The 20344-nt window shown below is 64.6% G+C and carries 20 protein-coding genes; 10 read left to right on the top strand and 10 right to left on the bottom strand.

The window, feature by feature from the left end:
* Positions 1-8: 8 nt before the first annotated feature.
* Together ACE10X_RS27885 and ACE10X_RS27880 are read left to right on the top strand one after the other, a co-directional pair.
* On the top strand, positions 9-1124 hold the full coding sequence (locus ACE10X_RS27885; protein WP_038385929.1) for an efflux RND transporter periplasmic adaptor subunit: 1116 nt from the start codon (positions 9-11) through the stop codon (positions 1122-1124).
* Positions 1125-1152: 28 nt separating this feature from the next.
* Entirely contained in the window at positions 1153-4227 is a 3075-nt protein-coding gene (locus ACE10X_RS27880) for an efflux RND transporter permease subunit (protein ID WP_375763143.1), read from the top strand.
* Here the strand turns inward: ACE10X_RS27880 and ACE10X_RS27875 are convergent, their stop codons facing one another.
* On the bottom strand, positions 4228-5412 hold the full coding sequence (locus tag ACE10X_RS27875; protein WP_375763142.1) for an acyltransferase family protein: 1185 nt from the start codon (positions 5410-5412) through the stop codon (positions 4228-4230). It abuts the gene before it with no gap.
* Between the two features lie 187 nt (positions 5413-5599).
* Between ACE10X_RS27875 and ACE10X_RS27870 the strand changes: the two genes are divergently transcribed.
* Positions 5600-5773, top strand: coding sequence for a DUF1328 domain-containing protein (locus ACE10X_RS27870; RefSeq protein WP_375763141.1), 174 nt, complete (start codon positions 5600-5602; stop codon positions 5771-5773).
* Positions 5774-5903: 130 nt separating this feature from the next.
* On the opposite strand, the gene ACE10X_RS27865 is transcribed toward ACE10X_RS27870, so the two are convergent.
* On the bottom strand, positions 5904-6263 hold the full coding sequence (locus ACE10X_RS27865) for a DUF427 domain-containing protein (protein WP_016843469.1): 360 nt from the start codon (positions 6261-6263) through the stop codon (positions 5904-5906).
* A gap of 186 nt (positions 6264-6449) precedes the next feature.
* Between ACE10X_RS27865 and ACE10X_RS27860 the strand changes: the two genes are divergently transcribed.
* Positions 6450-6686, top strand: coding sequence for a BolA family protein (locus tag ACE10X_RS27860; protein WP_016843470.1), 237 nt, complete (start codon positions 6450-6452; stop codon positions 6684-6686).
* A gap of 34 nt (positions 6687-6720) precedes the next feature.
* Complete coding sequence (locus ACE10X_RS27855; RefSeq protein WP_375763140.1) at positions 6721-7902, top strand: low temperature requirement protein A; 1182 nt, start codon at positions 6721-6723, stop codon at positions 7900-7902.
* 9 nt (positions 7903-7911) lie between these two features.
* On the opposite strand, the gene ACE10X_RS27850 is transcribed toward ACE10X_RS27855, so the two are convergent.
* From ACE10X_RS27850 to egtB, 3 genes are read right to left on the bottom strand one after another with little or no spacing between them, the layout of a single operon-like run.
* Positions 7912-8307, bottom strand: coding sequence for a DUF4345 domain-containing protein (locus ACE10X_RS27850; protein WP_038385918.1), 396 nt, complete (start codon positions 8305-8307; stop codon positions 7912-7914).
* 27 nt (positions 8308-8334) lie between these two features.
* Positions 8335-9303: an L-histidine N(alpha)-methyltransferase gene (egtD, locus tag ACE10X_RS27845; RefSeq protein ID WP_038385917.1), complete on the bottom strand. Its 969-nt coding sequence runs from the start codon at positions 9301-9303 to the stop codon at positions 8335-8337.
* A gap of 55 nt (positions 9304-9358) precedes the next feature.
* A complete protein-coding gene (gene egtB, locus ACE10X_RS27840) occupies positions 9359-10612 on the bottom strand; it encodes an ergothioneine biosynthesis protein EgtB (RefSeq protein ID WP_051003080.1) in 1254 nt (417 codons plus the stop codon).
* A 293-nt stretch (positions 10613-10905) separates the two neighbouring features.
* On the opposite strand from egtB, the gene grxD reads away from it, so the two are divergent.
* From grxD to ACE10X_RS27815, 5 genes are all read left to right on the top strand, one after another.
* The gene (gene grxD, locus ACE10X_RS27835; protein WP_016843475.1) at positions 10906-11238 is read left to right on the top strand and encodes a Grx4 family monothiol glutaredoxin; all 333 of its coding nucleotides are present in this window, start codon (positions 10906-10908) and stop codon (positions 11236-11238) included.
* Positions 11235-11786, top strand: coding sequence for an O-acetyl-ADP-ribose deacetylase (locus tag ACE10X_RS27830; protein WP_375764616.1), 552 nt, complete (start codon positions 11235-11237; stop codon positions 11784-11786). The genes grxD and ACE10X_RS27830 overlap by 4 nt, the downstream gene beginning before the upstream one ends.
* Positions 11787-11835: 49 nt before the next feature.
* A complete protein-coding gene (locus tag ACE10X_RS27825) occupies positions 11836-13119 on the top strand; it encodes a serine hydrolase domain-containing protein (RefSeq protein ID WP_375763139.1) in 1284 nt (427 codons plus the stop codon).
* 103 nt (positions 13120-13222) lie between these two features.
* Complete coding sequence (locus tag ACE10X_RS27820) at positions 13223-14485, top strand: serine hydrolase domain-containing protein (RefSeq protein ID WP_375764615.1); 1263 nt, start codon at positions 13223-13225, stop codon at positions 14483-14485.
* Between the two features lie 21 nt (positions 14486-14506).
* The gene (locus ACE10X_RS27815) at positions 14507-16021 is read left to right on the top strand and encodes a serine hydrolase (protein WP_157788027.1); all 1515 of its coding nucleotides are present in this window, start codon (positions 14507-14509) and stop codon (positions 16019-16021) included.
* A gap of 44 nt (positions 16022-16065) precedes the next feature.
* Here ACE10X_RS27815 and ACE10X_RS27810 read toward each other — a convergent pair whose 3' ends face one another.
* The 5 genes from ACE10X_RS27810 to ACE10X_RS27790 form a co-directional block, all read right to left on the bottom strand.
* Complete coding sequence (locus tag ACE10X_RS27810) at positions 16066-17133, bottom strand: low specificity L-threonine aldolase (protein WP_038385921.1); 1068 nt, start codon at positions 17131-17133, stop codon at positions 16066-16068.
* A 413-nt stretch (positions 17134-17546) separates the two neighbouring features.
* Positions 17547-17774: a hypothetical protein gene (locus ACE10X_RS27805; RefSeq protein ID WP_375763138.1), complete on the bottom strand. Its 228-nt coding sequence runs from the start codon at positions 17772-17774 to the stop codon at positions 17547-17549.
* A gap of 118 nt (positions 17775-17892) precedes the next feature.
* Positions 17893-18510: a 30S ribosomal protein S4 gene (gene rpsD / locus ACE10X_RS27800; RefSeq protein WP_016843156.1), complete on the bottom strand. Its 618-nt coding sequence runs from the start codon at positions 18508-18510 to the stop codon at positions 17893-17895.
* Positions 18511-18780: 270 nt separating this feature from the next.
* Positions 18781-19566, bottom strand: a complete 786-nt coding sequence (locus ACE10X_RS27795; protein ID WP_038385913.1) for a hypothetical protein — start codon at positions 19564-19566, stop codon at positions 18781-18783.
* A gap of 117 nt (positions 19567-19683) precedes the next feature.
* Positions 19684-20073, bottom strand: a complete 390-nt coding sequence (locus ACE10X_RS27790; protein WP_028339901.1) for a cupin domain-containing protein — start codon at positions 20071-20073, stop codon at positions 19684-19686.
* Between the last annotated feature and the right edge of the window lie 271 nt (positions 20074-20344).

Raw genomic sequence — 20344 nt, 5'->3', positions numbered from 1 at the left:
GAAGCGATATGCCGTCCGCATCATTGTCGTCGCGCCGCTGGCTCGGGCTTCGTGCCAAGCCGTTCGGCATCACCGTTTTGTTGCTCGTCTGTGCCGCGGCCGGCTTGTTTGCCTGGCGCGCAGGCGGATCCAGCGCCTCGGCCAAGGCCACCGCCGAAGCGCCGCCGACGCCGGTGGCGGCGATGGTGGTGCGGACCGAAACCTTGCCGCGGTCGATCGAGGCGATCGGCTCGCTGCAGGCGGTGCGGCAGGTGATTCTGGCGCCGGAGGTTGCCGGCCGCGTCACCGCGATCAATTTCGATGCCGGCACCGATGTCGCCGAGGGCGCGCCGCTGGTGCAGCTTTATGACGCGCCGCTGCGCGCCGCGCGTTCGGTCGCGGTCTCCAAGGGACGCTTTGCGCAGCTGCAGGAAAAACGTTCGCAGGGCCTCGCGCCGTCCGGCTTCGTGACCCAGGAGACGCTGCAGCAGCGGCAGGAAGATCTGAAGCAGGCCGACGCCTCGCTCGACCAGCTCGATGCGCAGATCGCGCAGATGACGATCCGCGCGCCGTTCGCGGGCCAGATCGGTCTGCGCAAGGTCAATCTCGGCCAATACGTCAATGCCGGCGATGCGCTCGCGACGCTGACCGCGCTCGACCAGCTCTATGCCAATTTCACCGTTCCGCAGCAGCGCCTGTCAAATCTGAAGGTGGGAGGCGCGGTGACGATCCGTACCGACGCTTTCCCCGATCGGGTGTTCGAGGCAAAGATCAACGCCATCGAGCCGCAGGTCGCCGAGGACACCCGCAATGTCCTCGTGCAAGCCCTGTTTTCCAATCCCGACCGGCTGCTGCGGCCGGGCCTCTTCGTGATGGTGAACGTCGTGCTGCCCCCGCAGCCGGACGCCATCGTGGTGCCGGTCACCGCGATCCAGACCAGCGCATCCGGCGAGAGCGTGCTTGTCGTGCGCGACAACAAGGCGATCGGCGTCGCCGTGAAGACCGGGCAACGGATCGGCGAGCGTGTCGTGGTGGAGCAGGGGCTTGCGCCCGGCGATCACATCGTCACCGCGGGCCAGCTCCGCGTCATGCCCGGCGCGGCCGTCCAGACGACCATGGCGGAGACGCCGGGGAAGGGACGCTAGCTTCGCGAGCAGCGCCCGAGGAATCATCATGCATTTCACCGACATCTTCATCCGCCGGCCGATTCTGGCGACGGTCGTCAGCCTGCTGATCCTGTTGATCGGCACCGCGGCGATGGTCTCGCTGCCGGTGCGGCAATATCCCAGCATGGAGAGCGCGACGATCCAGGTCGACGTGTCGTTTCCCGGCGCGACCCAGGACGTCATGCAGGGCTTCGTGACGTCTGTCATCGCGCAATCGATCGCGACTGCCAACGGCATCGAGTACATGACCTCGAACTCGACGCTCGGCCTCAGCCAGATCAAGGCCAAGCTGGTGCTCAACGCCAATGCCGACCGCGCCATGACCGAGGTGCTCGCCAAGGTGCAGCAGGTCAAGTACCGGATGCCGGCCGGCGTGTTCGACCCTGTCATCACCAAGATCACCGACGGCGCGTCGGCGGTGCAGTACATCGCCTTCACCAGCGACACGCTGACGCCGGCGCAGATCACCGCGACCCGCGTGGCGCAGCCGCTGCTCACCTCGGTGCCCGGCGTGGCGTCGGCCGACACCTCGGGCGGATCGTCGCTGGCGATGCGGGTGTGGATCGATCCGTTCAAGCTTGCGGCGCGCGGGCTGACCGCGGCCGATATGTCCGCCGCGCTGCGGTCCAACAACGTGCAGGCGGCGCCTGGGCGGCTGCGCGGCGAGATGACCGTCACCAACATCACCGCGGCGACCGATCTGCGCAATCTCGACGATTTCCGCAAGATGGTGATCAAGACCGGCGCCGGCGGCGGAGGCCTGGTGCGGCTCGGCGACGTCGCGACGCTCGAGATCGGCGGCGAGAACTACGATTCCAATGCGCGCGACAGCGGCAGGCCCACCGTCTACATCGCGGTGCAGCCGACGCCCGACGGCAACCCCTTGGAGATCGTCGCCGCCACCGCCAAGGTGATCGAGGACCTCAACCGCGTGGCACCGCCCGGTTTGAAGGTCGCCGACGTCTTCAACATCGTGCACTTCGTCAAGGCCTCGATATCGGAGGTGCAGCATTCGCTGGCCGAGGCGATCGCGATCGTGGTGGTGGTGATCCTGCTGTTCCTGGGCTCGTTTCGCTCGGTGCTGATCCCTGTGGTCACCGTGCCGCTGTCGCTGGTCGGCACCGCCGCGATGATGCTGGCGCTCGGCTTCTCGATCAATCTGCTGACCCTGCTCGCGATGGTGCTGGCGATCGGGCTCGTGGTCGACGACGCCATTGTGGTGGTGGAGAACATCCATCGCCACATCGAGGAAGGGCGGAGCACCGGCGACGCCGCCCTGATCGGCGCGCGCGAGATCATCGGTCCCGTGATCGCGATGACGATCACGCTCGCCGCGGTCTATGCCCCGATCGGCCTGATGGGTGGCTTGACCGGCAGCCTGTTCCGCGAATTCGCCTTCACGCTGGCGGGCTCGGTGGTGGTCTCGGGCGTCATCGCCCTGACCTTGTCGCCGATGATGAGCGCGCAGCTGCTCGGCGAAGCCACCTCGCACGGCCGGTTTGCCCGTTTCGTCGAGCAACAGTTCTCAAGGCTGTCGCGCGGCTACGGCCGGCTGCTGGCCGCGACGCTCAAGATGCGCGCCGCAGTGCTGCTGGTGGCATTCAGCGTGCTGGCGGCGATCGTGGTGCTGTTCCTCGGCAGCCAGCGCGAGCTCGCGCCCTCCGAGGACCAGGGCTATGTGTTCACCGTGCTCCGCGCGCCGCAATATGCCAGCGTCGACTACACCACGCGCTCCTCCGACCAGATCGAGCAGCTGTTTCGCTCGTTTCCCGAATACCACGCGAGTTGGTTCATCAACGGTACCGACGGGCAGAACCATGCCTTCGGCGGCATCACTCTGACCGATTGGGACAAGCGCAAGCGCTCGGCCAACGACATCCAGAACCAGCTCTACGGCATGTCCTACGGCGTGCTCGGCGCCAGCGTGACGCCGTTCCAGCCGGCGGCGCTGCCGGCGGCGACCGGCGGCCTGCCGTTCCAGATGGTGGTGCGCTCGGCCGGCGATTTCGCCACCATCTATCAGGAGGTCGAGACGCTGAAGCAGGCCGCATGGAAGAGCGGGCTGTTCGCCTTCGTCGACAGCGATCTCGCCTTCGACAGCCCGACCGCGCGGATCACCATCGATCACGCCAAGGCGGCCGAGGCCGGAGTCAGCATGCAGACGATCGCCGACACGCTCGCGGTGCTGGTCGGCGAGAATTATGTCAACCGCTTCAATTTCTTTGAACGCTCCTACGAGGTGATCCCGCAGGTGCGCCAGGCCGACCGGGTCACGCCCGAAGGACTCGGAAACTTCAACGTCCGCTCGAGCTCGGGGCAGATGTTCCCGCTGTCGACGGTGATCAAGGTCAACGTCAAGCCGGAGCCGAACCGGCTGCCGCAGTTCAATCAGATGAACGCCGCGACGATCTCGGCGGTGCTCAAGCCCGGCGTCACCATGGGGCAGGCGGTGTCGTTCATGCAGGCGCAAAAACTGTCGCCGGGCATGACCGTCGACTGGCTGTCGGACAGCCGGCAATATGTCCAGGAGGGCAACCGCCTGATCGTGACCTTCGGCATGGCGCTGATCGTGATCTTCCTGGTGCTGGCGGCGCAGTTCGAGAGTTTTCGCGATCCGCTGGTGATCATGGTCACGGTGCCGCTCGCGGTCTGCGGTGCGCTGCTGCTGCTGTATTTCGGCTTCACCACGCTCAACATCTACACCCAGATCGGCCTCGTCACCCTGATCGGGCTGATTTCCAAGCACGGCATCCTGATGGTGAGCTTCGCCAACGAGATCCAGCATCATGAAGGGCTCGACCGGGTGGCCGCGATCCAGAAGGCGGCCGCGGTGCGGATGCGGCCGGTGCTGATGACGACAGCCGCGATGGTCGCGGGTCTCGCGCCGCTGCTCTATGCCGACGGCGCCGGCGCGGCGAGCCGCTTCGCCATCGGCATCGTCGTGGTGATGGGCATGCTGATCGGCACGCTGTTCACGCTGTTCGTGCTGCCGACCTTCTACATCCTGATCGCCCGCGACCATCGCGCGGCGGCCACACCGCGGCTGGAAAGCGTGGCGGCGAGGGACGAGATCGCGGCGTGATTAGAGCACGTATCTCGAGCCGGGAATCTTGCGCAGCACGGCCGTGACCGCCCAGCTCAGCGCCACGGTGGCGAAGAACCCGATCGCGGCCTTGGCGAACGCCGGCAGCTCCATATCGAACAGCCAGTATTGCAGCCACAGCACGATCGGATAGTGCACCAGGAACATGCCGTAGGCGTCGCCCTGCATGCGGTCGAGCAGCGTCGGGCCCGACGATTTCGATTGCAGGAAGTAGGCCAGGATCGCGAACAGGATCGAGGCGCTGAACAGCACGTAGAAGCTGCCGTAGATCCCGAGATACCAGCCGGGCAGCGGATCGGGGTTACCGATGATCATACGCTTGATGTAGATCATCACCCACATCAAACAGTAGGGGATCAGCGTGATGCCGGTCCAGAACCAGCGCCGCTCGGTCAGCCGTCCGTGGGCGCTGAGCACGCCGCCCTCGAGGTTCGCCGCCCCGATTCCCGCGCCGATGAAGAAATAGGAGGCATACAGCAGCACGCGGCTCGCCTGCACCGAAAACGGTCCGAACTCGAACCAGTAGTTCTGGCCGTAATGGATCAGCATCGGCAGGTAGGCGGCGGCACTGACGATGACGAGGAACAGCCAGAACTTCGAGGGACGTTGAAATCCCTTGATCGACAGACGGTTGATCGGATCGAGCAGACGCGGCGACACCCGGTACAGAATGCTCGCCGTGAGGTCGAAGGCCATCAAGACATAGACGAACCAGATCGGACCGCTCGGCCATGGTCCGACCGTCATGGTTCTCCACCAGAATTCGGAGAAGCTCAGCCCCGGCGTCTGACGCAGCGCGATCGCGTAATAGGCGAGCGGAATCACGCTGACCGCGCAGACCACGAACGGCAGGCCGAGCCGCAGCAGCCGGTCGCGCAGGAAGATCAGCCACGGCTTGTTGCCGAGCCCCGGCCAGACGAACAGCCCCGACAGGAAAAAGAACATCGCCATGAAGAAGCTGTCGGTGGCGAGCACCACGCAGTCGAAGCCGATCCACGATGTCGGGTCGGTGTGCCCGAAATAGGTGTAGGGGATCACCGCGTGGTGCAGCAGCACGACCAGGGTCAGGAAGGTGCGCGCGCGGTCCAGCGCGACATTGCGCTTGTGGAGCTTCGGTGCTGCCTGGATGTCGACGGCCGGAGCCGCGTGAGCAATCGATTTCATGGTGCCACCAGCCGGGTCTGCAGCCTGATGTTGCAATCGGGAACCCGATTCAGCAAGGCCCAATCGGCCGGATCGGGGAGTATCGAGGTCGGTCATCTCGGCGAATCTGTTTCGTTTTTGGAACTGCGGTCGGATGCGGGCGTTCTCGTCCGAACTGGCGGACGCGCGCGGTTATCCGGAGTGAACAATGACAATTCTGAAATGGGCGCTGATCTTCCTTGTCGTGTCGATCATCGCGGGCTTGCTCGGTTTCACCGGCATTTCCGCCGCCTCCGCCGACATCGCCCGCTTTCTGTTCTATATGTTCGTCGTGATCTTCCTGGTGCTCCTGATCCTCGGGCTCACGATATTCAGGGTCTAGCTGGGATCGGGGGCCGAGCGCTGCCGACGTCATGCCCGGGCCTCGCCCGGGCATTGCCGTTTTGCAGGCTGGGTCAGCGCGCGACGAAAGGCCGGGCGGGGCCCGGCGCTTGCGGCAGGCGACGATTCCCCTAGGCGACCTCCTCGATCTTCACCTTGTCCGGATAGAAGGCGAGGTGGCCGGCGATCTCGGTCATAGCCGGGAAGGGCTCCTCATAGGTCCAGATCGCGTTGTCCAGCGTCTTGCCGTTGGCCTTGATGCTGAAGTAGCTCGCGTCCCCCTTGTACGGGCAATGCGTGGTCCGCTCGGTGCGGGTCAACAGCTCCATGTTGGCGTCCTGCCGAGGGACGTATTGCACGGCCGGATAGCTCGCTTCCTTCAAGGTCAGCGCATGGGTGGTCTCGGCGATCACGACGCCGTCGGCGGTGACGCGGACGCGCTTGGCATTGGGCGTGATCGTAATGGGATGATCGGGGCCGGGGAGCTTCATGATTCTGCGCCTCTTCTGGTCATTTCGGCGTGATGGCTTGTGACCGATTGATGCAGGTTTAAATCGCTGGGAATGGGAATATAGTGTGCCCGGGATGACCTAGAAGACCCCAAGCACTAGGTTTTATCCTAAGGTTTATCTGGCCGAGCCGGCCTGATTCGAACGACCTGACGGAGGTGGACTGGGATGCCGATGGACGCCCGTGATATCGAATCGATGATCAAGGCAGCGATCCCCGATGCCGAGGTGACGATCCGCGATCTGGCCGGCGACGGCGACCACTACGCGGCCACTGTTATTTCCGAGTCCTTCCGCGGCAAGTCCCGCGTCCAGCAGCACCAGATCGTCTACCAGTCGCTGAAGGGCCAGATGGGCGGCGTGCTGCACGCGCTGGCCCTGCAAACCGGCGTGCCGGAAGGCTAGGGCCCCGGCGGCCAGCGGGCGGGGGCCTCGAGCGATGGCAGACAATCCGCGCGGCGCGATGTTTCGTGTCATCGTGCCGAACCAGCACAGCCGCGTCACCAATGCCGAGCTGTTCTTCGACCTCGTCTTCGTCTTCGCCGTCACGCAGCTGTCGCATACGCTGCTGCACCACTTCACCCCGCTTGGCGCGGTGCAGGTCACGCTGCTGTTCCTCGCGGTATGGTGGGTGTGGGTCTACACCACCTGGGTCACCAACTGGCTCAATCCCGAGCTGACGCCGGTCCGCCTGCTGCTGTTCGTGCTGATGCTGGGCGGGCTGTTGCTGTCGACCTCCATACCGACCGCCTTCGAGGGCCGCGGGCTGTGGTTCGCCGGGACCTATGCGGCAATGCAGGTCGGCCGCACCGCGTTCTGGCTGCTGGCGACGCCGCGGCGCCGGACGGCGGTGCGCCACAACGCCATCCGCATCCTGACCTGGCTCTCCTGCTCGGCCGTGCTGTGGATTCTCGGCGGCTTCGCCGAGCACGAGACGCGGATGTGGCTCTGGATCGCGGCGCTGACCATCGAATATATCGCGCCGGCCGCGCGGTTCTGGACTCCTGGGCTCGGCTTTTCCTCGATCGAGGCCTGGTCGGTCGAGGGCGGCCACATGGCCGAACGCTGCGCCGGCTTCATCATCATTGCGCTCGGCGAGGCCATCGTGGTCGACGGCGCGACCTTTGCCGAGCTGACCTGGACGCCGGAGAACATGGCCGCGTTCATCTCGGCGCTGGTCGGCAGCATCGCGATGTGGTGGATCTATTTCCACAAGGGCGCCGAGGCCGGCTCGGACATGATCTCCAAGTCGGAGGAATCCGGCCGCGTGGCGCGGATCGCCTATACCTATCTGCACATGCCGATCGTCGGCGGCATCATCCTCACCGCGGTCGCCGACGAACTGGTGCTGAAGCACCCGTCCGGCCATTCCGACCTGAACACGATCGTCAGCTCGGTCGGCGGGCCCATGCTATTCCTGGTCGGGACCATCCTGTTCAAATATGTGATCCGCAACTTCCTGCAGCTGTCGCACGGCGTCGGCATCGTCGCGCTGGCGATCACGGCCTATTTCGCGCGCGAGATGTCGCCGCTGGTGCTCTCGATCGTCACCACCGCGATCATGATCGTGGTCGCGGCGTGGGAGTCGATCTCGCTGCGGTCGACGGGGGAAGAGGAATAGCGGCCGCCGCTACTTGCGGCCGGCCGTAGCCACGCGGTGCTGCCAATAGACGAACAGCGGTGCGCCGATCACTTCGAGCGCGGTGAAGCCCACGAAGGGCAGCGGCGGCAAGCCGACCATCACCGTCGACAGCAGCCTGCCGATGCCGCCGAGGAAGATGCCGCCCCAGACCACCCGAAACAGCACGCCCTCGCTCTCGATGCGCGGCACCAGCCAGAGCAGTGCGAGCCCGAGACCGAACCAGACCCCGCCGAAGAAGCGCAAATTGCTGTCGAGCACCGGCAGCGCCGGAACGCCCGAGGAGGCGTAGAGCGGATCGCTGACGCCGAGCATGGTGATGATGCCGGTCAGGATCGGGACCAGGGCGAGCAACGCCGTCGCGATCTGCAGCGGACGCCTGCCCATGATTTGCCCCGTCCCCCGGTTTGGGTGCTAGTCAGCGACCAGCGCGTGCACCGAGAACATCGTGTTGGCGTCGGTCCAGCTCTCGCGCACCGTCCAGCCCCCGCTGCGGGCGAGCGCGGTGAAACGCTCGAGCGAGTATTTGTAGCTGTTCTCGGTGTGAATGCTCTCGCCCGGACGGAACGCAAAGGTATTGCCGAGGATGCGCACGGTCTGCGCCTTGCGGCTGATCAGGTGCATCTCGATGCGATGGCGGTCGCGGTTGTAGATCGAGCGGTGCGTGAAGCCCGACAGGTCGAAATTGCCGCCGAGCTCGCGGTTGATGCGAACCAGCACATTGAGGTTGAACCGCGCGGTGACGCCGGCCGCGTCGTTATAGGCGTCGTACAGCACGCGCTCGTCCTTCTCGAGGTCGACGCCGATGATCATCTGCGCGCCGTGGCCGAGGATCTGGCGTGCGCTGCGCAGGAAGGCCAAGGCCTCGCTCGGTTCGAAATTGCCGAGCGTCGAGCCGGGGAAGAAGCCGACCTTCGGCATCGCGGCGACGGCCTCGGGCAGCGTGAACGGCGTGGTGAAATCGGCCGCGACCGGATAGATGCCAAGACCGGGGAAATCCTTCCGCAACCCGTCGGCCTGGGCTTTGAGGAAATCGCCCGAGATATCGACCGGCACATAGGCTGCGAATTCGCAATGCTCGAGCAGCAGGCGTACCTTGGTGGTCGCGCCGGCGCCGAACTCGACCAGCGCCGCGCCGTCAGGGATGATCGCGGCGATCTCGTCGCCGCGGTCGCGCAGGATGCCAAGCTCGGTGCGCGTCGGATAATATTCCGGCAGCACCGTGATCTGCTCGAACAGCTCGGAGCCGGTGGCGTCGTAGAAATATTTCGGCGACAGCCGCTTCGGGTGACGGGCGAGATTGCCGATCACGTCGCCGGCGAACGCCGAAGTCGCTTCGTCGAACGGATACGCTTTGGCCAAAGCGGCGGCATGCACATTCATGATACTCTCCCGAACGCGCTCTCACCGGCGCGCCATTGATGTCGACAGTGCTTGATCAGGCATAGTCGGCGAGGCGTAACCCCGTGAATTGCCAGCGATGGTGCGGATAGAAGAAGTTGCGGTAGGTGACACGGCTGTGACCTGCGGGCGTCGCCAGCGACGAGCCGCGCAGCACGAGCTGGTTGACCATGAACTTGCCGTTGTACTCACCGAGCGCGCCTTCGATCGCGCGGTAGCCCGGATAGGGCGAATAGGCGCTGCGGGTCCATTGCCAGACGATGCCGTAGGCGTCGTTGAGCAGGCCGGCGCGCGCAGCGACCTCCCATTCCATCTCGGTCGGCAGGTGCTTGCCGGCCCATCGGGCGAAGGCGTCGGCCTCGTAATAGCTGACATGGCAAACCGGCGCTGACGGATCGATCGGCTGCAGGCCGCCGAGCGTCATGATCCTCCATTCGCCGTCGATCTCGCGCCAATGGCCGGGCGCCTGCCAGGCCTCGTTGCTCACGGTGCCAAAGCCATCCATCAGCCACAGCGTGGCGGTGGAATAGCCGCCGTCCTTGATGAAGGCGAGCCAGTCGGCATTGGTGACGAGATTCTTCGCGAGCTTGACCGGGCCGACCAGCGCGCGATGCGCGGGCTTCTCATTGTCGAAATGGAAGCTGTCGTCGGCGTGGCCGACGGTGTGGATGCCTTCGTTGAGCGCCACCCATTCCTCAGGCCCGTGATGCGATGCCGGGAAGCGCCACGCCGGATCGTAGGCCGGCGGGATCGGGTTCTGCGCGAAGGCATGCAGGATGTCGGTGTACATGAGCTCCTGATGCTGCTGCTCGTGATTGAGGCCGACCTCGACCAGCGGCACCAGCGCCTCGAGCTCGTCGGCTCCGGCAGTCTGGAAGAATTTCACCACCTCGGCGTCGACATGGCGGCGGTAGGCGGTGACTTCGTCGGCGGTCGGGCGGGTCAAATGGCCGCGCTGGTGACGGGCGTGCCGCGGACCGGCGCTGACGTAATAGGAATTGAACAGATAAGCGTAGTCCGGATGGAATGGCGTGTAGCCCTTGACGTGCTCGCCGAGCAGAAACTGCTCGAAGAACCAGGTGGTATGGGCGCGGTGCCATTTGGCGGGGCTCGCATCCGGCATCGACTGGATCAGCTGGTCTTCGGGCGACAGCGGTGCGGCCCGGCGCTCGGTCTCGTCGCGGACGGCGCGATAGGCCTCCACGAGCCGCTGGGCGAGCGGCCCGGATTCGGAGGACAGTGACGGGGTGGCGGCGGGAAGGGCGGCCGCGGCAGAGGCTGGTTTCGTCACAGGGGTCTCCGATTCAAGGGAGAGAACGTTGCTTCGGCAAACTGGTTCCCGACGGACAGTTCGTCCTAGATAGGGGCTCCGTTACGGGAAAAAAGCCTCCCCCCGCGATGATATTGGGGCCGTCAGATAATCCCGGCCTATTTTGGGCGCCCGCAGTGCCCCGGCGCATGCCAGATTTCCGCCATTTTGCTTTGGATGCACAATGGTTTGAGCTACATATATAGTCAGTCACGGGTTAGAAGGGCGGGCCGGCCCGTCAAGGCCTGAGAGCGCCGCCCCCGAAGGAAGCGAAAATGAGCATCGAGCAATTCATCGACAACGAAGTGAAGTCGAACGACGTCGTGCTGTTCATGAAGGGCACGCCGCAATTCCCGCAGTGCGGGTTTTCCGGTCAGGTCGTGCAGATCCTCGACCACATCGGCGTCGGCTACAAAGGCCTCAACGTTCTCGAGTCCGCCGAACTGCGCAACGGCATCAAGGTCTATTCGAACTGGCCGACGATTCCGCAGCTCTATGTGAAGGGCGAGTTCGTCGGCGGTTGCGACATCATCCGCGAGATGTTCCAGGCCGGCGAATTGCAGCAGCTGTTTGCCGACAAGGGCATCCCGGTCGACGTGGCTGCCTGACCTTGACGGCGCGCCAGATCGGCAAGGCGCGGCTCGAAGTCATCGTTACCGACATCACGACCCTGCGCGTTGACGCCATCGTCAACGCGGCCAATTCATCGCTGCTCGGTGGCGGCGGCGTCGACGGCGCGATCCATCGTGCCGCGGGCCCCGAGTTGCTCGCCGAGTGCCGCACCCTGCACGGCTGCAAGACCGGCGACGCCAAGATCACCAAAGGCTATCGGCTCCCGGCCAAGCACGTGATCCACGCCGTCGGCCCGATCTGGCACGGCGGCACCCAAAACGAGGATGCGCTGCTCGCATCCTGCTATCGCCGCGGCATTGAGCTGGGCCACGTCAATCAGCTTGGCTCCATTGCATTTCCCGCCATCTCGACCGGCGTCTATCACTTCCCGCCGGACCGCGCCGCCGGCATCGCGGTCAAGGCCGTCGTCGATGCCCTGGCCGCCGCACCCGGCCTCATGCAGGTGATCTTCTGCTGCTTCTCGCCCCAAAGCGGTCAGCTTCATCAGGAGGTCCTGGAGGCCTTTGGCAGCCCTTGTGCCTGATGATACCGCCGCTACACTTCCCCGTGATTTCCGGGGAGGGATAGTTCAAATGCATTCATTTCGTTTGACGTGCGCCGCCGCAGCCGCAGCGGTGGTGCTGGCGGCGCCGGCGTTTTCGCACACCGAGGGCACCTACGAGATTCCGGCGGGAGCGCATTTCAATCCCGCCAAGCTCGCCAGGATCAGCGAGTTCCTCAAGAACGAGGTCGCGACCGGGAAGATTCCCGGCGCCATCGTGCTGATCCAGCAGCACGGCAAGCCGGTGTATCACGAGGCCTTCGGCGTGCAGGACGTGGTCAGCAAGGTGCCGATCACGGACAAGACCATTTTCCGCCTGGCCTCGATGTCCAAGTCGATCACCGCCGTGGTGTCGATGCAGTTGCTGCAGGAAGGGAAATACAAGCTCGACGATCCCGTCTCGAAATACATCCCGTCCTTTGCCAACGTGAAGGTCGGCGTCGAGAAGAAGGCCGAGGACGGCACCAAGACGCTGGAGCTGGTGCCGCCAAAGCGGCCGATCACGATCCTCGATCTGATGACGCATACGTCGGGTATCACTTACGGCTTCTATGGCGACAGCCTGGTCCGCAAGGCCTACAAGGAAGCCAATATCTACGGCGGAGATTTCGATCTCGCCGAATTCGCCGAGCGGATCGCCAAGCTGCCGCTGCACAACCAGCCCGGCGCGCTCTGGCAATACGGCCATTCCACCGACATTCTGGCGCGCGTGATGGAGCTGACCACCGGCGAGAAGCTCTCGACGATCGAGCGCGAAAGGCTGCTCGACCCGCTCGGCATGAAGGACACCGGCTTCTTCGTCACCGATCCCGAGAAGCAGAAGATGATGGCCGAGCCGATGCCGAACGATAGCGACTTCCGGGTCGGCCGGGTCAACGATCCGACTAAGGTCAAGAAGTGGGAGTCCGCCAGCGGCGGCATGGTCTCGACCATGGCGGATTATTCGCGCTTCGCGCAGATGCTGCTTAACGGCGGCACCCTCGACGGCAAGACCATTCTGAAGCCCGAAACGTTCAAGGAGTTGACGACCGACCGTGTCGGCCCGGGCTCCGGCGTCGAGCGCGACTTTTTCTACTTCCCTGGCGACGGCTTCGGCTTCGGGCTTGGCATCGCGGTGCGCACCGATCCCGGCACTGCGAAGCCGCCGCCGCCCGGCGATCTCGGCGAGCTGAAATGGGACGGCGCCAGCGGCTGCTATTATGTCATCGACCGCAAGCAGGACTTCTTCTTCGTCCTGCTGGAGCAGACGCCGACCGAGCGTCAGCGCATCCAGCGGACGCTGAAGCAGCTCGTTTATGAAGCCATGGAAAACTAGAGCGTTTTCGAGCGAAGTGGATACCGGTTCGCGTGAAGCAACGCGTTGAAAAGAAGGGAATGACGGCATGATCCGATTCAGGCGGATCGGCTCATGCGCTTGCATGCGTGGGGGCCGCGCGTTCGTCGCGTCACTCGCGTTCGCGTTGGTCGCAACGGTTGCGAAGGCCGGCTCCGCGGGGCCGGCCGCGCACAGCTTCTCGGCGGAAGGCCTCGCCAAGGTCTCCGACTATGTCCGGAACGAGGTCGCGACCGGAAAGATCCCGGGCGCGATCCTGCTGCTGCAGCAGCATGGCAAGCCGGTCTATTACGAGAAGTTCGGGGTTCGCGACGTCGCCACCGAGTACTCGATGAGCGCGGATACCATCTTCCGCCTCTATTCGATGTCGAAGCCGATCACCACGGTCATCGCGATGATGCTGATCGAGGAAGGCAAGCTCGCCCTCGGCGATCCGGTGTCGAAATATATCCCGGCCTTTGCCGACATGAAGGTCGGGGTGGAAAAGCGCGGCGATGAGGGCAAGATGGCGATGACGCTGGAGCCGCTGAGGCGCGCCATCACCATCGAAGACCTGATGCGCCACACCGCCGGCCTGCCTTATGGCTATTACGGCGGTGGTCTCGTGAACAAGACCTACGCCGATGCCGGCCTGTTCGACAACGATCCCGACAATGCCGAATTCGTGGCGCGGCTTGCGGCATTGCCGCTCGCCGAACAACCCGGTGCGCAATGGGACTACGGCCATTCCACCGACGTGCTCGGCCGCATCATCGAGGTGATAACAGGCAAGTCGCTGTTTCAGGTCGAGAAGGAGCGGCTGCTCGGCCCGCTCGGGATGAACGAGACCGCGTTCTATGTCGCTGACCGGGCGAAATGGCCGCTGATCGCCGAGCCGATGCCGAAGGATCGCACCATCAGTCCGGTCGCCGACGTCCGTAATCCGCGCAAGCCGCTGCGATGGGAATCCGGCGGCGGCGGCATGGTCGGCACCATCGGCGACTATGCGCGCTTCTCGCAGATGCTGCTGAATGGCGGCAGCTATGAAGGCAGGCGCTATCTGAAGCCGGAGACCATCGCGCTGATGGCGTCTGACCATATCGGTCCGGAGACCGGCGTCGTGCGCGACCAGAACTACTATCCTGGTCCGAACTCCGGCTTCGGCCTCGGTTTCGCGGTCCGCACCTCGGTGCCGCCGAGCACCGACTGGCCGTTGGGCGAGTATCGCTGGGACGGTGTCGGAGGCACCTTCTTCTTCATCGATCCCGCGGACGATCTGTTCGGCATCTTCATGGTGCAGACGCCGTCGCAGCGCGGCCGGATCCAGCAGGAGCTGAAGACGCTGATCTACCAGGCGATGGGACGCTAGACGTGGCGCGTGGAGGTGGTCATGCAGGCGATGACATTCACTCTCCGCAAGCTCATCCTGGTGGCCGTCACATCTGCCGCCATGACTGCGTGCGGGCCTGTTCTGGCCGAAGAACCTCGCCGCCTCGGTGATGCCGACGTCATGCAGCGGATCGACCACGTCCTGAACGGCTTGAGGACGGCGATCGTCGTCGACGGCGATGCGCCAATGACGCTTGCCGACCGCATGAACGAGCTGCACGTTCCCGGTGTCAGCGTCGCGGTGATTCACGGCGGCGCCATCGAATGGGCGCGCGGCTTTGGCTCAGCCGCCGTCGGCGGACCGCCCGTGGTGCCAGAAACGCTGTTTCAGGCGGCCTCGATCAGCAAGCCGGTGACCGCCATCGCCGCTCTGGCGCTGGCCCAGGCCGGCAAGCTCGATCTCGATGCGGACGTCAACGCTGCGCTGAAGAGCTGGAAGATTCCGGACTATCCGTATTCCCAGTCCCGGGCGACAGTTCGGCGGTTGCTGAGCCACACGGCCGGGACGAACGTGCCCTACTATCCGGGCTATCAGGCCGGCCAGCCGGTCCCCTCGCTTCGCCAGATTCTCGATGGCACGCCGCCTGCGAACAGCGCGCCTGTCCGGGTCGAGCGCGAACCCGGCAAGCAGGATCAATATTCCGGCAGCGGCTACACGATCGTTCAGCAACTGCTCGTCGACGTGACGGGGCGGCCGTTTCCTGCGCTGCTCGACGATGTCGTCCTCAAGCCTTTCGGGATGACGCATTCCAGCTTCGCGCAGCCATTGCCTGCGGATCGTTTGACGATGGCCGCCACACCGTACCGGTCAGACGGAGCGCCGGTGCCTGGTGGCCCGCATGTCTATCCCGAACTGGCCGCCGCGGGATTATGGACAACGCCGGCCGATCTCGCCCATCTCTTGCTCGGCGTGCTGGATTCGTTGGCCGGTCGGAGCAATCCCGTTCTGTCGCAATCGATGACGGCCGAGATGCTCTCGCCGGTTCTCGGCAGTGCCGACGGGCTACCTCCTGGGATCGGACGACGCGGGCTGGGCTGGCTGGTTCGCGGCTCGGCGCCGAACCGGCAATTCTGGCACAACGGGGTGAACGAGGGCTTCATCGATACCATGGTCATTTTCGAGAATGGCGATGGCGCCGTCGTGATGACCAACGGCTGGGGTGGTCGGATCCTCGTCGACGAGATCCTGCGCAGCATCGCGGCCGAGTACCGCTGGCCGGATCGCCAGGCCAAGGTCGGGAAGTTCATCGCAGTGAGCCCGCAGACGCTGGACCGTCTGGTCGGGACCTATCGGTTCTCGCCGGAATTTTCGATCCGCGTCACGAGGGACGGCAATCGCCTGTTCAGCGAGGCGACAGGGCAGGAGCGGCGCGAAATCTTCGCCACCAGCGATCACGAGTTCTTTTTCAAAGTCGTCGATGCCGTGCTGTCATTCGACACGGACGGCCAGAACGCGGCAATGCAAGTGACCCTTCACCAGGACGGAACTGACCACGTCGGAAAGCGGCTGCCGTAGTTTGGCAGCCCGGATTTCCTGGAGCTCCATCCGGGCTACGGGAGTTACGCCGCGCGCACGATGTCCCTGACGTGCCCGACCGCTTCCTCGATCATCGCTGCGGTGACGTCGAGATGCGTGCAGGCCCTGATCCGGCCGTCCATCATCGCCAGTGTCACGCCGCGCTTGCGCAGCTCGGCGACCATCTTGTCGCCTGATACCCCGGCGCCGTCGGGCTTGAAGAACACGAGGTTGGTCTCCGGCGCCTGCACCGCGATGCCGTTGATCTGCGACAGGCCGCGGGCCAGCGCCCGCGCATTGGCGTGGTCGTCGGCGAGGCGGTCGACATGGTGATCGAGCGCATGGATGCAGGCCGCGGCGCAGACGCCGGACTGCCGCATCGAGCCGCCGAGCCGCTGCTTCCAGCGCCAGACATCGTCGATGAACGCCCGGGTGCCGGCGATTACGCCGCCGATCGGTGCGCCGAGGCCCTTGGAGAAATCGATCCAGGCGGAATCCCAGCCCGCCGTCATGTCGCGCGGCGAGATGCCGGAGGCGACGGTCGCATTGAGCAGCCGCGCGCCGTCCATGTGGGTGACAAGGCCGTGGGCCTTGGCGATGCGCACGACCTCGTCGAGCGCCGCCTTCTTCCAGATCGTGCCGCCGCCGATATTGGCGGTCTGCTCGACGCTGACGAGCACCTGCGGCGGCTGGTAGCGGGTGCGCGGATGCAGCGCGGCCTGGAAGGTCTCCGGCGTGAACTGGCCGTCATCGCCCGGCAGCTGCGTGATCTGGAAACCGCCGAGCGCGGCATGGGCGCCGCCCTCGCGCGCAATGATATGCGCGGTCGCATGCGCCAAAATCTCGTCGCCGGGGCGGCAATAGGCCAGCGTCGCCGCAACGTTGCACATGGTGCCCGACGGCATGAACACGGCGGCTTCCTTGCCGAGCAGATCGGCGACGCGGGCGCAGAGCTCGTTAGTGGTCGGATCATCCCCGACCTGCTCGTCGCCGACCTCCGCCTTCGCCATCGCCTCGCGCATCGCCGGCGTCGGCCTGGTCTGCGTATCGGACAGAAGGTTGATGCGAACGGGCGGGGCCTTGGGATCGGGCCGGGCAGGGGTGTAGTGCATGGCTTTCCTCATCGCTCCGCACTGAGGGCGGATTCGCTGCTGAAACGCGATGAGATAAGATGGATCGTCATCGCGCCCTGGCTTCTTGTTTGAGCATGATCGTATCCGGAAAACCGCTTCGCGCTTTTCCGGATCATGCTTTAGCGTATAGGCCTCCGGGCGGCGTGACGAAACCGCATAATGATGATCTCGGTTGGCGTCACGCGATAGTCGATCAGATAGGGATACGGTCGCCGAAAGCCGGCGGACGCCTGGGCGGCTTGTCGGGCGCCCCGCACGCGGCTGCTCTTGCAGCAGCGTGACAAGTGCCAAGATGCGGTCGCGCACATGGACCGCGCCCTGGGGCGATCGCGTTTCGATATAGGAAAGTGCCCGATCAATCTGAACAACAGCGCGTCGCGTGTAACGGACGTTCACAGCCCGTGCATTGCCCACATCGCACGGACTTCCTCGGCCGTTGCCAGCTCGCCGCGTGCAATCTCGGCGTCGGCTTCAGTCAGATCGGCATCTTCTTCCGGCGTGAGCTGGAGCGGTGGTTGGTCGACCCCGGCAAGCTGCAGCATGATGCGCGCGAGCTCGTCCTGCTCTGTGTCAGGCAAGCTTGAAACTGTCTCGAAGGCCTGTTCGAGTAACCGGGTCATCGGCAAGAAACCTCAACAGGCAGCCATCTCCAAGTCCCGGATATAATAGTCGTCTTGTGGGCAAACAAAAAGGCCCCGGCAAAACCGGGGCCTTTCGGATCTCGCAATGCTGAAGTGATCAGCGCGAATAGAATTCGACGATCAGATGCGGCTCCATCTGCACCGGGAACGGCACGTCCGAGAGGCCGGGGGTGCGCGCGAACTTCGCGGTCATCTTGGAGTGATCGACCTCGATGAAGTCGGGCACGTCGCGCTCGGGGAGCTGGGCCGCTTCCAGCACCGGGGTCAGCTGCTTGGAGGATTCCTTGACCTCGATGAGGTCGCCGACCTTCAGCTTGTAGCTGCCGATGTTGACCTTGCGGCCGTTCACCTTGATGTGGCCGTGGTTGATGAACTGGCGCGCGGCGAACATCGTGGAGACGAACTTGGAGCGATAGACCACGGTGTCGAGACGGCGCTCCAGGAGGCCGATCAGGTTCTCGCCGGTGTCGCCCTTCAGGCGGCTGGCTTCGACATAGATGCCGTGGAACTGGCGCTCGGAAATGTTGGCGTAGTAGCCCTTGAGCTTCTGCTTGGCGCGGAGCTGTACGCCGAAGTCGGAGAGCTTGCCCTTGCGGCGCTGGCCGTGCTGGCCGGGGCCGTATTCGCGGCGGTTCACGGGGCTCTTCGGGCGGCCCCAGATATTCTGGCCCATGCGGCGATCGATCTTGTACTTCGCCTCACTGCGCTTTGTCATCGCGTCCTCTTTTGCATAGCCGTCGCTACCCAGCGGCCGGCGTTTGTCAGTTTCAGGTTTGAGGAGACGCGCCCTCCTGTGTACCGGCCAAAAGGCCTGTACCGACAGGTCCGCCTCGAAAGCTCGGGGAGGACCACGGGTCGCGAAACGCATCGCGGGCCGAAACCGGCCCGCGAGCAAGGGTGGTCTTAAGGAGAAAGTCCGGTTCTGTCAAACAAAACGCAGGGCATTTTGGGCCGAATCGGCGTCGAAATTGGCCAATTTCGCCCGTCAGAGGCGGCTTCCGGCCGCCCGGACCAGCCGGGCATCGGCTTGCGGGCGGCCCGCGCCCAGTTCTGCGGCGATTTCGCCGCCCAGCACCTGCTCGAGGCGGGTCAAGGTCTGCGCGATCAGGGCGGCGTCGCAGACCAGATGGTCCCAGCGCAGCACCACGTCGACAGTGTGGTCCGGCCTGATCACGCCATAGCTCAACAGGAATGGCCCCGGGCTCAGCGCGTGCAACTCGCCGGGGCCATGGGCCGCGACCGAGGTCACGCCAAAACTGCCGCAGAAATTGGCGCGCTGCCGGCCAAAATTCATCCCGATCGCCCACGCCAGGCGGCGCAGCGGAAGCGGCAGGCGCGTCACGCAGAGTATTTTGCGGAACGAGGGGATTTCGTGCAACGGCGCGGTCTTGGCGCGGCGGATCAGCGCGTCGACCTCGGTGAGCGGCATCTCGTCGGCGGCACAGACGCGCTCGAACAGCACGCAGTCCTCGCCCTTCTCAACGCGCGCAATTGCCACCATGCCGACGCTGCGCGGCAGCTCGTAGAGGCAAGGCCACGGCCACTTGACGTGCAGCGTGCGCAGGGTTGGCTCGGTCCTGGCGACCAGCGCGAATGCCTTGACGAAGATGGCGGCCCAGCCGGGTGCCTGCGCCGCACGTGCACGGGCCTCGACGATTGCACGGACGTTCAGGGTGCGCTTCAGGGAAACCAGCGGCACGCCGGCCGATGCATGCATCAGATCGGCGACGAGACGGCGCGGCAATGAAATCTGACGAAATTTACCGCGCATCCGTTCGGTTCAGTTCCCTAGCAAACAGGCAAAAATCAAAGGCCGGCGAGCTCAAATGGTTGCTCGCCGCACCTGAAGCTCGGATGAACCAACTGGCCGAAGACCAAGAGGTTTTGCTCACGGCGCTGGTTTTGCCAACGGCTCGCCGGCCTTGACCACGTAGACGCCGAGCACCTTGAGCGGCTTGTCGCCGGACGTCTTGGCGTCGTGCACCGCGCCTTCCGGGATCTGGTAGGAATCGCCCGCCTTCAGCTTCAACGGCGGCTTGCCGTCGATCAGAAGTTCGAGTTCGCCTTCGAGCACATAGCCGGTTTCAGCGCCGGGATGGGTGTGACGCCCCGACGCACCCCCAGCCGGAACCTCGGCGATCGCGGTGACCGTGTTGTAGCCCGGCGGAAAATCGACCTTCTGCAGCGGCGTCCGCTTGATGCCGCTCTGCTGCGCAAAGGCAGCGCCGGCACCGGCAAGGGCAATCACGGTGAGACCAAGCAGTAATTTCCTGAACATGCATTTTCCTCCCAACCCGCAAAACTCTAGCAGCGCGGAATCGCGGCGGAAAGCGGGCGATGTGTGATGTGCACTTGCGACGTTGGGATTAGTCCGTTCATCCAACAGCGCGGGTTTGCGCCGCATATTCATGAGCTACTCAGGCGAACGAGTTGTCCCGGCAATGGTGACACGCACCGTTCACTCCGTCGCAGGCGCGATGCCGGAAGTTGCGCCGCGGTTCCTTCTCGACGTGATGGGAACCTGCTCGCCGGCAGCTGTGAACGAGCGG

Origin of the sequence: Bradyrhizobium sp. Pha-3, assembly GCF_042258325.1 — a bacterium.
Classification (GTDB): domain Bacteria; phylum Pseudomonadota; class Alphaproteobacteria; order Rhizobiales; family Xanthobacteraceae; genus Bradyrhizobium; species Bradyrhizobium elkanii.
The sequence above is the reverse complement of the archived record's forward strand: the minus strand, read 5'-3'. Positions and strand labels throughout refer to the sequence as shown.